Genomic DNA, 14,212 nt, shown 5'->3' with positions numbered 1-14,212 from the left:
AATTTTGAATATTGACGTTTTTTTTAGGTACGTTATGATAAATGAGAGGTGATTTTATGTTAAAAATGCAAATTGTTGATTATTTACGCAATCAAACAGCTTTTTTTGAACCATCTTTAGTCAGTGAAATTTTCACAGCAAGCAATATTGCAACGACATTTTCTATCAAACGAAATACAGCTAGTCACTATTTAAATCAGTTAAACGAAGAAGGGATTCTAGTTAAGATCAATACACGACCAGTTTACTTTTTTCATAAAGAAGCGTTTCAACAACAAAACTATCTTTTAAAAAGAACTGTTTATCAAAGTTTCCAAGAAATGATCGATGAACAGCCTGCTTTTGATCGCAAAAGTGATTTTTTTCAGTCGGTCATTGGTTATCGCGGTAGTTTAGCTCAGACCATCGAACAATTAAAAATGGCAGCGCTTTATCCTGACGGTGGATTGCCTGTCTTAATTACAGGTGAAAGTGGTACGGGTAAAAGTTTTTTAGCATCCTTATATTATCAGTTTTGTCTTTCAAAAGAACTACTTGACGATTCAGCACCTTTTGTGACAGTTAATTGTGCGCAATATGCCAACAATCCAGAGCTTTTAACTAGTCAATTATTTGGGCATCTTAAAGGCGCTTTTACGGGAGCAGATTCCGATAAAATTGGAGCCTTTCAAAGTGCAGAAGGGGGCGTTTTATTTTTAGATGAAGTTCATCGTTTGAGTCCTGAAGGGCAGGAAAAGTTGTTTACATTTTTAGATCAGGGTATCATTTATCGGATGGGTGAAACCAATCGGCCCATTCCTGTTACGTGTCGGTTGTGCTTTGCCACAACTGAAGAAATTTCTAGCACCTTTTTAACGACATTTTTAAGACGAATTCCTATTCAAATTAAAATCCCAAGTCTTGCTGAACGCACTCAAGCGGAAAGAAAACAATTAATTATGCGAGCATTTTATGAGGAACAGCAAGCTATTCAAAAAGCAGTTACTATCACGCCACAAGTTATCCAACTTTTAGAAAATCACCATTATGTAGGCAATGTAGGTGAATTAAGAAATAATATAAAAATTATTACTGCACGCAGCTTTGCCGTCAATCTTGACAAACATGTTATTCCAATCACTTTGCACGATCTACCGAAAGAATTTCTGGATCAATCGATCAGACTAGCTCCTGATGAAAATGAATTGCCTATTCGTTTAGATGGGCAAACAAATCTGGTTAGTTTGTTAGAGGAAACAGAGCTTGCGCAAAGAAGAATTATCCAGAGTTATGAACGAATCCTTCGTCTTTATGTCTCTCACCATCATCATCTTTCCACTGCCAATAACGACATCTCGAAAGAAATTGAACGCTTATTCGATGATTTATTATTTGAAAAGAAGCGAGAGAAAAATCACGAAATGCTATTGTTTATTACGCAAAATATCCGTCAATTATTGGAAACGATTGAATCGTCTTATCAAATTCGGTTTAATGGCAGTTTAGTCTATGCATTAAGCACCTATCTGTTTCAACGAAGATGTATTGATTGGTTTCCAGAAAAAGAACCTACAACAGTCATTGACGAACTTTTAACAGAAGTTCAAACTAAATTAGCAACTAGTTATGGCTACGCTGAACAACTGTTAACTTTAGTGAAACGTTCATTAGATATTGAACTATCCCAGATGGATCGAATTATTGTCACCATTTATCTTCACTATTCGGGTTCAGTAAAGGAAAGTCACTATCCGAAAGCGGTGATTGTTGCCCACGGATATGCCACAGCAAGTAGTATTGCGAATGTTGCAAATCGGCTGTTAAATGTGCCAATTTTTCAATCGTTTGACATGCCGTTAGATGTTACTCCCAAAAAAATTTCCGAACACTTAATTCACTATATGGAACGTCAAGAAACGAGGAATGGTTTAGTAATTCTTTTTGATATGGGTTCATTGAAAGAAATTTATCAGTATTTTCCGGCAGAAGAAGAAGGTCCTTTTTTATTAATGAATAATGTGACAACAAGCTTGGCTCTGTCTATAGGAGAAGCCATTAAAGACGAAGTTTCTTTTGAAGAATTGCCCCAAAAAGCGTTAACGGTTCATCCAAATGAATGGGAAATCATATTACCTGAAAATAAAACGGAACGTGTCATTTTAACAACGTGTAGTACCGGAATTGGTACAGCCGTTAAAATTAGAGATTTACTTGAAAAAAGTTTACCTGCGGAAGCACAATTAAAGATTATTCCTTGTGAATATAATCAATTACGTAATGCAGAGTCGATCAAAGAAAGTTTCCCAGAATATGAGATTGTCGGCATCATCGGTACAAACAACCCGTCTTCAAATGACCTCCCGTATATCTCTTTAGAAGAGTTGATTGCAGGAAAAGGAATTACGACCCTTTTAGAATGGACAAAGAGAGAATTAACTAAAGATATGCTGTCCTATGTAAATCATGAGTTGATTCGTAACTTTTCATTAGATCGGGTCATTCAATCAGTGACGATTTTAGATACAGAAAAAATTATTCGACAAGTAGAAGTCTTTTTAATTCAATTAGAAGAGCGGTGGCAACAAACGATTCAAAATGATCGTAAATTGGCGGTATATGTCCATGTCAGTTGTTTAATTGAACGATTAATCCGGAATGAACCTATTGAAAATTATAATGGCGCCGAACAATTAAAGCAGTGTCAAAGAACGGTCTTGCAAGAGTTAAAAGAGGCGTTTAGTGTCATTGAAAAAGTTTATAGTGTCAATATACCTGAATCGGAGCTTTTTTATGTCTATGATGTGTTGTTTGGAAAAACGGAGTTTAACAACGCAGAAAGCGATTTTTAAAATAAAAAGGAGGGAGTGCCACTTTTTTGGCACTCTTTTTGCTATATAAAGAAGTAAGTGAGGTGAAGAAAATGGAACGTAAAATTATTCTGGCAACACATGGTAATTTCGCTGCAGGGATTCAGACATCATTAGCTTTAATTTGTGGTGAAACAAAGAATGTGGAATGTCTTTGCGCTTATATGGAACAACCTTATGATTTAGCCAAGACGGTCAAAGACATTTTAAAGAACAATCAACAAAATGAATTAATTGTGATTACAGACCTATTTGGCGGAAGCGTGAATAACGAATTCTTTAATTATGTGGGGAAACAAGCAATGCATTTAATTTCAGGATTAAATTTAGCAACGTTAATTGAAATATATACCCAAATAAATACTGTTGATTCATTAGTTGATTTAGTAAAACGCGCCGTTGAAAACGGACAAGAAAGTCTTTGTTATTGTAACGAGTTATCTAGTAAAGAAATTTTAGAAGAAGAATTTTAGGAGGAAATGAAATGATTAAATTGTTAAGAGTCGATCATCGCTTGTTACATGGTCAAGTGGCTTTTTCATGGACCCAAGGCTTAGGCGCCGATTGTATTTTAATCGCAAATGATGACGTACCTAAAAATGATATTCGAAAAACAACCATTAAGCTAGCTAAGCCAGCAGGAGTAAAACTGGTCATTAAAACGATTGAAGATGCGATTGCCGCACTAAAAAGTGGTGTTACAGAAAAATACAAACTTTTTATTGTAGTTGAGAGTGTGGAAGATGCTTATCGATTGGCTACTGCTTATCCAGAAATAAAAGAAATTAACTTAGGAGGGATGAAAGTAAGGGAAAATACTCGAAACATTTCTAAAGCAATTAATATTACGCCGGATGAAGAAAAAATGGTTAAAGAATTGGTCGCAAATGGTTGTGAAGTTGAAATTCGACAAGTCCCAAATGACAAAAAAGTAGCAGCATTAAATGTCTTGTAGAAAGGAGAAATACAAATGATAGGACAAGCGATTCTTTTAGGTTGCATCGCTTTTATTGCGCAGTCGGAATATGCTTTAGGAACCTCGTTGCTTTCAAGACCAATTGTAACCGGTTTATTTGTCGGAATTGTATTAGGTGATGTTAAAACGGGCGTAATCATGGGCGCGACCTTAGAGTTAGCTTTCATCGGTTCTTTTTCAGTGGGCGCATCAATCCCACCTGATGTAGTGACTGGTGGGATTCTTGGTACAGCGTTTGCTATTACTGCTGGCGCAGGAACAGAAACAGCCTTAGTCTTAGGCTTGCCAATCGCAACGTTAACGTTGATTCTTAAAAATATTTATTTGGGTTTGCTCATCCCAATCATGAGTCAAAAAGCTGATCAGTATGCTGAAGAAGGAGCATATAAAGGGGTGGAGCGCATGCATTTACTTGCAGGCTTTGGCTTATCGTTCATGCTAGCGCTCATTGTAACTATTTCATTTGCCGTGGGTAGCAACACCATTAAAGGCTTACTTGATCTGATCCCTGAATTTATTCAACATGGGTTGTCTGTTGCAACGGGAATTATTCCAGCGCTAGGATTTGCGATGCTTGCACGCTTACTGATTAACAAACAAGTGGCGCCATATTTCTTTTTAGGCTTTGTCTTAATGGCTTACTTTAAGTTACCTGTAACAGGAGTAGCAATTTTGGGTGCCATTACAGCAGTAATTGTTGTGAATATCATGAATTATGCCAAAGGAAAGAATGAAACAATACAAACAACAAGTGGGGAGGTAATTGATGATGACGAAGACTTCTAAAACTAAGACAGAAAACTTAATTACAAAAAAAGAACTTAATCAAGTCTTTTGGCGTTCATTTCAAATGGAATTTTCATGGAATTATGAACGTCAGATGAATATGGCTTATGTCTATGCCATGATCCCTATTTTAAAGAAATTATATCCTCAAAAAGAAGAGATGGCGGCAGCTTTAAAACGGCATCTTGCTTTCTTTAATACTACGCCGCATATCGTGACGTTTATTTTAGGAATTAATGCTGCAATGGAAGAAGAAAATGTTCTGGACGAAAATTTTGAAGTTGGAACAATCGATAGTATTAAAACCTCGTTAATGGGACCTTTAGCTGGTTTAGGTGATTCCTTTTTCTGGGGAACCTTACGCTTGATTGCAACAGGTGTTGGAACTTCGTTAGCTTTACAAGGGAATGTGTTAGGGCCAATTCTATTTTTACTCATTTTTAACGTCCCCCATGTGATTGTTCGTTATTTACTGAATCGTTGGGGCTATAAATTAGGAACTGGTTTTCTCAAAAAGATTCAAGCAAATGGCATGATGGAAAGTCTCACATTAGGCGCTTCAATAATTGGCTTGATGGTGGTAGGTGCTATGACCGCCTCCATGATTGATTTAACTATCCCGATTACAATCAGCGGAAGTGGCAAAAATGCAGTCACAGTTCAAAGTATCTTTGACGATATCATGCCTAAATTATTACCGCTTGCATCTTTTGGTTTTGTTTTTTATTTATTGAAAAAAGAAGTAAAACCTTTAGCGATTTTAGGTGGCATGGCAATTGTCGGAATTCTTGGCTCATTAATTGGTCTATTTTAGGAGGCAAAATATGAAAACGATGCTGGATTATATAAATGAGGAGCAAGCAGCTCTAACTCAGATTCTTAACCAATTTCAATTAACTGATACAGACGTTTCAAAGGTCACGCACTGTCTAATTTTAGCAACTGGCTCGTCACATAACGCTTGTCAGGCGGCTAAAGTTTACCTTGAAGAAGTGGCGCCTATTTATGTGGAAATCCAAGAGCCGTTCAATTTTGCTCATTATGGCAAAGTGGATGATCGGTTTGATCTGGTCGTAGCGGTTTCACAAAGTGGTAAAAGTGCTTCAACAATTGATGCCATTGCAAAAATTAAAAACCAAACGTCTGTAAAAACAGTGGCCTTGACAAGTGATGTCACCAGCCCGATTACGGAGGTTGTGGATGAAGTCTTGGATTTAAAAATGGGGCTTGAAACAGTTGGTTTTGTCACAAAAGGCTATACGGCAACACTTTTAAATTTATTTCTATTTGGTTTGAAACTGGGCTATCAAAAGCATCAATTAACAAAAGTAGAGGTTGAAGAAGAATTAGCAAAACTTGCCAAAGCAATTCAGGAAATCGATTCGGTGATTTATAAAACCGAACAATTTTGGCAAAAAACGAAAAAAGAATTAACAGAGGGGACACGATTTATCGCAATTGGTTATGGGCCCAATATTGGTACGGCAAAAGAGTTTGAGACGAAGTTTACAGAAACAGTTCGCTTACCTTCCCAAGGATTTGAAGTCGAAGCCTATATGCATGGGCCTTATCTTGAAGCGGATACTACACATCTTTTGTTTTTTATTGAAAATCAAAGTCCTATTCAAGCACGTAGTCAAGCCTTGAGAAACTATCTAGCCAGTTATGTTGGCCAATGTTACACAATTACAACGTGTTCAACGAGAGCATCAAATACGTTAGGTTTAGCAAGTGATGTCGAAGAAAAAATTAGTCCTTTATTATTAGTTATTCCATTTCAATATTTGGCGTATCAAGTAGCTACAAGTAAAGGAATTGATTTATCTCAACGGATTTTTGATGATTTTGATTGTGTCCTAAAAAGTAAAATAGCAAAGAAAGAGGGAAATCAGCCATGTTAAAATTTAATGAAGAACAACAAATCAAAGACATACGAGGTGCCTTAGCCTTGCGTTCAGATGTTGAAAAAGTTGTTGATCAAGTTTGGACGAAAGGATTTGATGCGGTTTATTATTTAGGAATCGGCGGTACTTATGCTTCAGCCATGCAAGCAGTTACTTATGCGAATGGAAAAAGTAATTTACCAATCTATGTTCAACATGCTGCTGAGTATTACACAACAGGCAATAAACGTTTAACAGAAAAATCATTCGTCATCTTGTCTTCCGTTACTGGGACAACACAAGAAGTGGTGCAAGCCGTTCAAGAAATCAAAAAGGTCGGCGCAACGTTATTTGGTTTTATCGATGCAAAAGACAGTCTTTTAGCAGATTTATGTGATTATGTGGTGACTTATCCAGCTCCAGGAACTGAGCAAATCAAGTTCTTTATGGTAGCTGATCGTTTAATGCAAAAAAACAACGAATTTACAGATTACGAAAATTATTACCAAGAATTGGAAGAATATTTGCCTACAGGTTTAGCTGAAGCCGAAAAAAGTGCCGATGCGTTTGGCTTAGCTTTTGCGGAAAAACATCGTCATGATAGCATTCACTATTTTATTGGCGCAGGGAACCAATGGGGAGCGGTCTATTCTTATGCAATGTGCTATTGGGAAGAGCAAAGTTGGCTTCGCTCAAAATCAATTCATGCAGCAGAGTTCTTACATGGAACGCTAGAAATTGTAGATGAAACTACGCCAGTAACGTTGTTTATTGGAGAAGACGAGCAGCGACCGTTGGCAGAACGAGTAGCAAAATTATTGCCGAAAATCTGTGCCAATTATACAATTATTGATTCGAAAGCGTATGAACTTCCAGGAATTAGTGAAAAATATCGTGGCCGAGTTATTTCATTTCTCCTAATGCATGCGGTAACGCAACGCATTGATGCGCATGTAGAAAAATTGAATTGTCACCCATTAGAGATTCGTCGTTATTATCGTCAATTTGATTACTAAGACAAAATAGCCTCTTTTTCCAGCAAGCCTGTGGTAGACTGAAGAGAGAATACTTCAGAAAGTAGGAAAACCAATGACAAAACCGAAAATCTATACAATGACCTTTGCCAGTGTTTACCCGCTATATATCCAAAAAGCAGAACGTAAAAATCGAACGCAAGCGGAGGTTGACGAAATTATTTACTGGTTAACTGGTTATGATGAAAAAGGCTTGCAACAACAATTGGCTCAAAAAGTAACGATGGAAACATTTTTTGAAGAAGCACCCAATTTTAATGAAAACGCCCAATTGATCAAAGGCGTAATTTGTGGCTATCGCGTGGAAGAAATTGAAGATCCTTTAATGCAAAAAATCCGTTACCTAGATAAATTAATCGACGAGTTGGCCAAGGGAAAAGCGATGGAAAAAATTTTAAGAACATGAAGAGGTCGGGACAGAAGTGTTTAACTCCGAGAAATAAGAAGGAATTTCCGAAAATTGTTCTTTAATTTTTGGAGAATTTCGGCTTATTTCCGAAGGAGTTGCTTCTGTTCCCGCCGTTTATCAGTTTTTGAGCGTGGGACAAAAATTCAAAGTGATTTTTGTCCCACGCTCTTCATGTTTTCTTGTACACGGAATTTAACTATTTCCTGTATTAATGAAAGAGGTAACTCTTGCGTGTAGGGAAATTGAATGGCACCTTTCGAGGTTTTAAAAGGGCGTAATTCTTTGCTGAAACATTGGATGGCTGATGGCGTAGGATAGAAACCTAAATGTTGCTTGGCCGCCGCAAAATGCACTAAATTGCCATTTAAGTAAAAGGTCGGCATTCCATAAGCGATTTTTTCAGTAGTCTCCTGAGGAACAACCGCTAAAATTGCTTGGTAGATTTCTGTTAACTGTGTTTGATGTTGGGGTTGCTGGCGAATATAGTTTGCAATGATGGTCATATAAAAACACCTCCGTTTGTTTCAGTATACTATGTAAAAAATAAAAGGCGAAGAAGATACAAAAAAACCGTCTAGTATTTTTTCTTTACTAAACGGCTTTTAGCTTAAATAACTACCTAAAGGGTCTTGCATGGAAATGTTTGTCACTCCTTAGTTTAATTGTTTTAAGTGTGCAATTGCTTCTTCAATTGTGTGACCAGTTGCTGTTTTACTTTCATTTTTTGCATCAAAAACAATGAAAATATTTTTGTCTGTGTCTAATTGAATACGGTATTGAATGTTTTTTACTTTGTAAGTCATAGTTATTCTCCTTTCATAAAGTACTCTAAAAAGGCGACGATAACTGATAACGAAATTCCATTGTTACTATAACACTGGAAAATTATTTTTGCAACAAATAACATTTTTTCTTTACCATTCCTTAGACTTCTTTGCTAGCTACTTCTTTACATTCTTTTTCAAGAAGCATAAAATAAATACATTACTAGTTTTTGAATAGGAGATCGATGTGAAAAAGAGAGTTGAGAAATTTAAACGATGGCCCTACCGCTATCTTCTGTATGGAATCGGGTTCATCTTATTAATTATTTTTAGTAATTTATATTTGCAATGGTGTCAGAATAACTTGTCTGCTGATTTAGCCTTCAAGTTTGCTTTTTCGTGGCATACGGAAAAGTTTTTCTTAGGTTGTTTTGTGCTAAGCGTTTTTTTACTTTTTTTATGTAGTTTGGCAGGTTCATTAGGAGTTGGCGCTCTTTTATATAGTGTCATAATAGGTGTTTTAGGATTTGCGGACTATCAAAAGATGTTTTATCGTGTCGAACCTATTTATCCAGACGACTTAAAAATGATCACAGAAGTTAGTTTATTAAAAGAAATGGTTGGTTTATGGCCGTTTATTTTTGTGGTTGCGTTAGGTTGTGTAGCACTTTTTTTCTTAGGAAAAGCCTTTTATAAAAGTTTCTTTTTATCGAAGAAAAAACAAACGATTCGTGTGTTAAGTCTTGTTCTTTCGATTGGTCTATTTTCATATATTGGTGATTTTAACAATCCGCAAAATTTGTTACGTAAAGCCTATAATAAAACCGCGTTATGGATTCCTTACAGCCAAAAAATGAATTACTACAATACAGGATTTATTGGTGGTTTTCTATATAATTTAAAAGTAGAGGCTATGGACCAACCAAAGGGTTATTCAAAAGAAGCTATTTCAGAAATTACTCAGAAATATCAAAAGTTGGCCGAGGCGAAAACAGTGCCGAGCAATGAGCAACCAAATATTGTGTTTGTCATGAGTGAAAGTTTTTCAAATCCAGATCATCTGAAAGGTTTGTCCATTATTGGTAATCCTTTAGCTGATTATCAGCAAATCGCTGATAAAACTTACAGTGGCCAGATGCTTTCACAAAACTACGGGGGCGGAACTGCGAATATTGAATTTGAAGCCCTAACAAGTTTTTCGATGGAATTAATGAATGCCCAAATGACTACACCTTATACAATGATGATTCCTAAGATGACGGAATTGCCTTCCATTGTTTCATTACTTAAGGAACAAAAGTACCAAACAACGGCTATTCATCCGTACAATACATCTATGTATAAACGAAAAGATGTGTATAAAATTTTAGGTTTTGATCAATTTATCAATGAAAAAACAATGAACTATACGGATAAACTAGAAAATAATCCTTACATTTCAGATCAAGCAGCGTATCAGGAAGTGACGACACTGCTTAAAGAAAAAGAGCAACCGCAATTCATTCATTTAGTTACTATGCAAACACATATGCCCTATGAAAATAAATACACAACGTCCAATTATTTTTCTCAAGGAAACGGCAATCAAGTCGCGCTCAATAATTACTTGCAAGATATTGCCTACAGTAGCGAAGCTTTGAAAAATTTCCTACAAGAAATCGAAAAAATGCCCAAACGCACATTAGTCGTTTTTTGGGGAGATCACTTACCAAGTATCTATGATGAAAACATTCAAGCGTTGAATGAAGGGGCAGCCCTTCACCAGACCGAATTTCTAATGTATGATACGGCGAATCAGTTAACAGAAAAAAATCAGCATCAAGCAACTATTAGTCCATTTTATTTTGCTCCCTCACTGTTCCAACAAAGCGGCTTACCGCAATCGGGATTTTACGCTATGCTAAATGAGGTACAAGAACAATTGCCTGCTTTTGAAAAGGGGAATTACTATCTCGGTGGGGAATGGAAAAAAACAGTAGAAATGAATAAAAAGCAAGAACAACTATATGAGGAATACCGACTGATTCAATATGACATTGTTTCAGGGAAGCAATATAGTTTAGAAAATCAATTTTTTAGCTAAAAAAAACACACGAAATATTCGTGTGTTTTTTGATTTTTATTTTAAAGTTTTACGATAAACAATGACATAATAGCTGAAAGCTAACAGGCAAGCAAAACTTAAAAAGTAAAGCGGCAAGACCCAAATGGTACCATTGTGAAAGTAACTAATCAAATAGGTAAAGAAACTAACAAACAAGTAATAGACAAAACTAAAAATCCCACTGGCAGTACCAATCACAGATTCATAGCCTTTTAAGGCCATACTTAAGGCATTGGGCAAAGTAATATTAATCCCTAAGAAAAAGAGAAAAATAAACAAAATAAGACCAATGATTGATTCAAATTGTGTCATTATCAATAAACAGCAAGCCGCAAAGATACTTAGCAGCAAACCAGCAAAGGCAATTTTTTCCGCTGACCAATATCCTAGCAACCAATTGATAAGAACTGCAGCAAGAATACTAGACACAGCTAAAACTAAACCAAGAAAGCCATATTGGACACTGCTAAAGCCAAAGTGATTGATGAAAATAAACGGAGCTTCTGCATAGTAGCTAAACAATAAACCATTAATGCCCCCAATCAATAAGCCGTAGCACCAAACTTTCGAGTCGAAGGAAAGGCGTTTCGCCACGGACCAAAAAGGTGCTTTCGTTAAAGTATTTCCTAAGTGAAAGGTTTCTGGTAAACGATAAAAACTATAGAAAAGTAATAGAACAGCCATGACAATTAAGGTGCTAAAGACATGCTGATAGCCAAAATAGGTTTGAACAAGTCCGCCGACTAAGGGTCCGATGGCAGGAGATAGCGATAGGGCAGCGCTTGTTTGAGCAAAAATTTTCCCTCTTTGAAGATCGTTAAAGCTTTCCCGCATCATTGATTGGGTAATGACAGAACCAACGCTTGCACCAAATGCTTGAATTAAACGGAAGAATAACAGCCAAGGAAATGTCGGACTCAAAAAAAGGCCAATATTTCCAATTAAATAGCATAAAATTCCTAATAACATAGCTGGGCGACGTCCAATCGTATCGGATAAAATTCCCCAGAATAAAACGCCAACGGCAAAGGCAACAAAATAAATACTCATGGTTAATTGTGCTACGCTATCGTGAATGTTAAAAGCAGAACTAAGCGCTGGCAAAATGGGTGTGAAAATCGACTCGCTGATTTGTGGAAATCCCACAAGCAAAATAATAATTAGTAATGATGGGACGGTGTTTCGGGTGTTTTTCATGATTTTTCTCCTTAAAAGTTTAATCTAATCAAAAACACCCATTGTCTTTTACAACCGCCAAATTTAAAATAAGTAAAATAATGTCACCAACTTTCCTTGAAATTTTTTATTATACAAAGTCTAAATGAAGAAGCGCTTCTTCTTGACTAAATTCATAAGTGTAGCGACCGGATAAACCGGCAAGCTCACCTGATGCTTGAAATAGTTCACCTGGGCAGTCTAAAAGACCCTGTGTAAACGTCCCTTTTTCGCAAGCAGTAAAGGTGCCTTTTTTTCCTAAATAAGTTCCTTCGAAATGTAGGAAACCGACCACTTGAGCCACAGCTTCAAGCCCATCTGCCATTGAAGAGCCTTGATAAGTCATTAAGTATTCCACAGAAGCTGTCCCAGATAAGGCGCCTGACAATTGATAAATAGCGCTCGCTTGATTCACTGGGAAATTTTCATTAAGATTGTCAATCGGTTGTTCTTGCCAACTAGATACAGTAAATGATGCTTGCTCCATTGCTGTCCCTTCTTTCTTATTAATAAGAATAGGGTAGCGGGAAGCGCACTATTTGTCAACAATCCACCACTTTAACTCTTCATTTTTTGCACAAAAGAATGTAACGCTAAGCGGTTGATGTGATAAGCAGTTCCTTGTTTTTGAATAAAGCCGCGCTCTCGAAATTGTTTGAAGGTATAAATAAGATGGCGATAACTAACCCCTAAGTATTCGGCAATCTCAGTATGTTTTTCTTTATAAACATCTTCGTGATTAGCGGCAACCAATAGCAATTCCGCTAGCCGATAACTTAGTTCATAGGTCTGATTCGTTGTAAAGTGGTCCACCCGTTGGAGCATTTTTTTCCCTAGATAATGGCTGAGTTGCTGCATAAAAAGCACCTTGTTTTTTAAAACAGTTTCTGCGTAAGCTAAAGGTACAGCCAAACAACAGGTTTCACCTAAGGCGATAACGTCCTTGGTTATCGTTTCCGCTTGGACTAATGTTAAATCGCCAATTAAATCACCTGTCGTTAAAAACTGAACAATGGATTGGCGGCCATTGCGTTCTGTTTTTAAAATTTTTGCTTTTCCTTTGATTAAATAAAAAAGATAATTTAATGGCTCTGCTTGGTGATGAATGAATTCTTGATTTTCAAAATCGATAATAAAACTGTGTTTTAAATCAGTTTCATTAAAAAAAGGCGTATTTTTAGCTAATTCTTGTTTCGGTGATCGTTGGTAGGCTGTTTTAAGCATTTTTTCTCCTTATAATAGGAGATATCTCCTATTTGTTTCTTCCATTGTAGCACATAATAGACGTATCAAGAGTAGAGGAGTTTTTATAATGTGGAAGAAAAAAATTGTGCTATCGTTTCTTTTTTATTTAATTAGTGCATTGGGCATCAGTTTGACAATTCAAGCAGGCATTGGGGTTAGCAGTTTTAATGCGTTTAATGTGACCTTTGCAACACTTACTCATTTAAAAGTCGGGACGGTTACCACAGCTATCAATTTCGCTTTTTTAGGCACGTGTTGGTTGTTAGATCAGCAGCGTAAAATTCAGGACTATTTGATTATTTTGGTGGCGTTAATTGGCTTTGGTTTTGTCATTAATTTTTTCTTATATCAATTATTTGGTTCGCTTGTTTTTCAAAATTATTTGGTTAAAATTGTTCTATTTATTTTAGGGACAATCATAGCAGGAATCGGGACAGGACAGGTAGTTGCGCTAGGTGTTTTGCAATTTCCCATTGAAAAATTTTGTACACTTATTTCTGAAAGAACGCGCTATGGTTTTCAGTTTTATCGTTATTTAGTTGATATTTTTTGTGTCAGTTTAGCACTAGGATTGTCCATTGGTTATCATTCGCCGATTTTTGTTCGTGAAGGAACCGTGATTAGTCTTTTCTTACTTTCTTGGGTTATTAGTTGGTCGCGAAAGCGGGGGCAACAGCGTATTTTACGAATACAAATCAAGAAACTGGAATCCGAATGAAAGGATTTCAGTTTTTTTCAAATGAGCAGAACTTTTATTTGAAAAAAAGAGTGGAAAACGGTATACTAATTAAGTAATTATTCATAACATTGGTTCTCCAATCAATGTTAAATAGTTTTTTCATGAGGGAGTAACTGACAGTATTTATGCTGTGACAACATCACCAACTCCGAAAGCAATTTCTGGTGTTGTCTTAAACGGTGAGACTTATGTATGTTCGACGAAGTAGCAT

The 14,212-nt window shown here is 36.3% G+C and carries 15 protein-coding genes; 10 read left to right on the top strand and 5 right to left on the bottom strand.

The window, feature by feature from the left end:
* Positions 1 to 56 precede the first annotated feature (56 nt).
* The 8 genes from IGL42_RS08035 (at position 57) to IGL42_RS08000 (ending at position 7,931) form a co-directional block, all read left to right on the top strand.
* On the top strand, positions 57 to 2,828 hold the full coding sequence (locus tag IGL42_RS08035) for a sigma 54-interacting transcriptional regulator (protein WP_002381753.1): 2,772 nt from the start codon (positions 57 to 59) through the stop codon (positions 2,826 to 2,828).
* 71 nt (positions 2,829 to 2,899) lie between these two features.
* On the top strand, positions 2,900 to 3,319 hold the full coding sequence (locus IGL42_RS08030) for a PTS sugar transporter subunit IIA (protein WP_002389037.1): 420 nt from the start codon (positions 2,900 to 2,902) through the stop codon (positions 3,317 to 3,319).
* A gap of 11 nt (positions 3,320 to 3,330) precedes the next feature.
* Complete coding sequence (locus IGL42_RS08025) at positions 3,331 to 3,801, top strand: PTS sugar transporter subunit IIB (protein ID WP_002357106.1); 471 nt, start codon at positions 3,331 to 3,333, stop codon at positions 3,799 to 3,801.
* Between the two features lie 15 nt (positions 3,802 to 3,816).
* On the top strand, positions 3,817 to 4,608 hold the full coding sequence (locus IGL42_RS08020; RefSeq protein WP_002357107.1) for a PTS mannose/fructose/sorbose/N-acetylgalactosamine transporter subunit IIC: 792 nt from the start codon (positions 3,817 to 3,819) through the stop codon (positions 4,606 to 4,608).
* On the top strand, positions 4,589 to 5,422 hold the full coding sequence (locus IGL42_RS08015) for a PTS system mannose/fructose/sorbose family transporter subunit IID (protein WP_002384383.1): 834 nt from the start codon (positions 4,589 to 4,591) through the stop codon (positions 5,420 to 5,422). Before IGL42_RS08020 ends, IGL42_RS08015 begins: the two co-directional genes overlap by 20 nt.
* A gap of 10 nt (positions 5,423 to 5,432) precedes the next feature.
* Positions 5,433 to 6,509, top strand: coding sequence for an SIS domain-containing protein (locus IGL42_RS08010; RefSeq protein ID WP_002380418.1), 1,077 nt, complete (start codon positions 5,433 to 5,435; stop codon positions 6,507 to 6,509).
* Entirely contained in the window at positions 6,503 to 7,507 is a 1,005-nt protein-coding gene (locus IGL42_RS08005) for an SIS domain-containing protein (RefSeq protein WP_002357110.1), read from the top strand. Before IGL42_RS08010 ends, IGL42_RS08005 begins: the two co-directional genes overlap by 7 nt.
* Positions 7,508 to 7,580: 73 nt before the next feature.
* Complete coding sequence (locus IGL42_RS08000; RefSeq protein ID WP_002360043.1) at positions 7,581 to 7,931, top strand: DUF2200 domain-containing protein; 351 nt, start codon at positions 7,581 to 7,583, stop codon at positions 7,929 to 7,931.
* 146 nt (positions 7,932 to 8,077) lie between these two features.
* Here the strand turns inward: IGL42_RS08000 and IGL42_RS07995 are convergent, their stop codons facing one another.
* Positions 8,078 to 8,437, bottom strand: a complete 360-nt coding sequence (locus IGL42_RS07995; protein ID WP_185776368.1) for an iron chaperone — start codon at positions 8,435 to 8,437, stop codon at positions 8,078 to 8,080.
* Between the two features lie 150 nt (positions 8,438 to 8,587).
* Positions 8,588 to 8,737 (bottom strand): hypothetical protein, encoded by a 150-nt coding sequence (locus IGL42_RS07990; RefSeq protein WP_002357118.1) that lies wholly within the window; start codon positions 8,735 to 8,737, stop codon positions 8,588 to 8,590.
* A 208-nt stretch (positions 8,738 to 8,945) separates the two neighbouring features.
* Here IGL42_RS07990 and IGL42_RS07985 point away from each other — a divergent pair, with 208 nt between their 5' ends.
* Positions 8,946 to 10,781 (top strand): LTA synthase family protein, encoded by a 1,836-nt coding sequence (locus IGL42_RS07985; protein ID WP_002371992.1) that lies wholly within the window; start codon positions 8,946 to 8,948, stop codon positions 10,779 to 10,781.
* 36 nt (positions 10,782 to 10,817) lie between these two features.
* Here IGL42_RS07985 and IGL42_RS07980 read toward each other — a convergent pair whose 3' ends face one another.
* From IGL42_RS07980 to yeiL, 3 genes are all read right to left on the bottom strand, one after another.
* Positions 10,818 to 11,999, bottom strand: a complete 1,182-nt coding sequence (locus IGL42_RS07980; RefSeq protein ID WP_002362039.1) for a multidrug effflux MFS transporter — start codon at positions 11,997 to 11,999, stop codon at positions 10,818 to 10,820.
* Positions 12,000 to 12,108: 109 nt separating this feature from the next.
* Complete coding sequence (locus tag IGL42_RS07975; protein WP_002371990.1) at positions 12,109 to 12,504, bottom strand: DUF3224 domain-containing protein; 396 nt, start codon at positions 12,502 to 12,504, stop codon at positions 12,109 to 12,111.
* A 71-nt stretch (positions 12,505 to 12,575) separates the two neighbouring features.
* The gene (gene yeiL, locus IGL42_RS07970) at positions 12,576 to 13,241 is read right to left on the bottom strand and encodes a transcriptional regulator YeiL (protein WP_002362037.1); all 666 of its coding nucleotides are present in this window, start codon (positions 13,239 to 13,241) and stop codon (positions 12,576 to 12,578) included.
* 88 nt (positions 13,242 to 13,329) lie between these two features.
* Between yeiL and IGL42_RS07965 the strand changes: the two genes are divergently transcribed.
* Positions 13,330 to 13,980, top strand: coding sequence for a YczE/YyaS/YitT family protein (locus IGL42_RS07965; RefSeq protein WP_010710568.1), 651 nt, complete (start codon positions 13,330 to 13,332; stop codon positions 13,978 to 13,980).
* Positions 13,981 to 14,212: the final 232 nt, after the last annotated feature.

This window comes from Enterococcus sp. DIV0712 (assembly GCF_050554855.1).
Classification (GTDB): Bacteria; Bacillota; Bacilli; order Lactobacillales; family Enterococcaceae; genus Enterococcus; species Enterococcus faecalis.
The sequence above is the reverse complement of the archived record's forward strand: the minus strand, read 5'-3'. Positions and strand labels throughout refer to the sequence as shown.

Bases quoted from the DNA above. Each gene is read 5' to 3' on its own strand.
- IGL42_RS08005 (WP_002357110.1), top strand. From the start codon at position 6,503: ATGTTAAAATTTAATGAAGAACAACAAATCAAAGACATACGAGGTGCC.
- yeiL (WP_002362037.1), bottom strand. From the start codon at position 13,241: ATGCTTAAAACAGCCTACCAACGATCACCGAAACAAGAATTAGCTAAA.
- IGL42_RS07995 (WP_185776368.1), bottom strand. From the start codon at position 8,437: ATGACCATCATTGCAAACTATATTCGCCAGCAACCCCAACATCAAACA.
- IGL42_RS07965 (WP_010710568.1), top strand. From the start codon at position 13,330: ATGTGGAAGAAAAAAATTGTGCTATCGTTTCTTTTTTATTTAATTAGT.
- IGL42_RS08000 (WP_002360043.1), top strand. From the start codon at position 7,581: ATGACAAAACCGAAAATCTATACAATGACCTTTGCCAGTGTTTACCCG.
- IGL42_RS07990 (WP_002357118.1), bottom strand. From the start codon at position 8,737: ATGACTTACAAAGTAAAAAACATTCAATACCGTATTCAATTAGACACA.
- IGL42_RS08030 (WP_002389037.1), top strand. From the start codon at position 2,900: ATGGAACGTAAAATTATTCTGGCAACACATGGTAATTTCGCTGCAGGG.
- IGL42_RS08010 (WP_002380418.1), top strand. From the start codon at position 5,433: ATGAAAACGATGCTGGATTATATAAATGAGGAGCAAGCAGCTCTAACT.
- IGL42_RS07975 (WP_002371990.1), bottom strand. From the start codon at position 12,504: ATGGAGCAAGCATCATTTACTGTATCTAGTTGGCAAGAACAACCGATT.
- IGL42_RS07980 (WP_002362039.1), bottom strand. From the start codon at position 11,999: ATGAAAAACACCCGAAACACCGTCCCATCATTACTAATTATTATTTTG.
- IGL42_RS08020 (WP_002357107.1), top strand. From the start codon at position 3,817: ATGATAGGACAAGCGATTCTTTTAGGTTGCATCGCTTTTATTGCGCAG.
- IGL42_RS08035 (WP_002381753.1), top strand. From the start codon at position 57: ATGTTAAAAATGCAAATTGTTGATTATTTACGCAATCAAACAGCTTTT.
- IGL42_RS08025 (WP_002357106.1), top strand. From the start codon at position 3,331: ATGATTAAATTGTTAAGAGTCGATCATCGCTTGTTACATGGTCAAGTG.
- IGL42_RS08015 (WP_002384383.1), top strand. From the start codon at position 4,589: ATGATGACGAAGACTTCTAAAACTAAGACAGAAAACTTAATTACAAAA.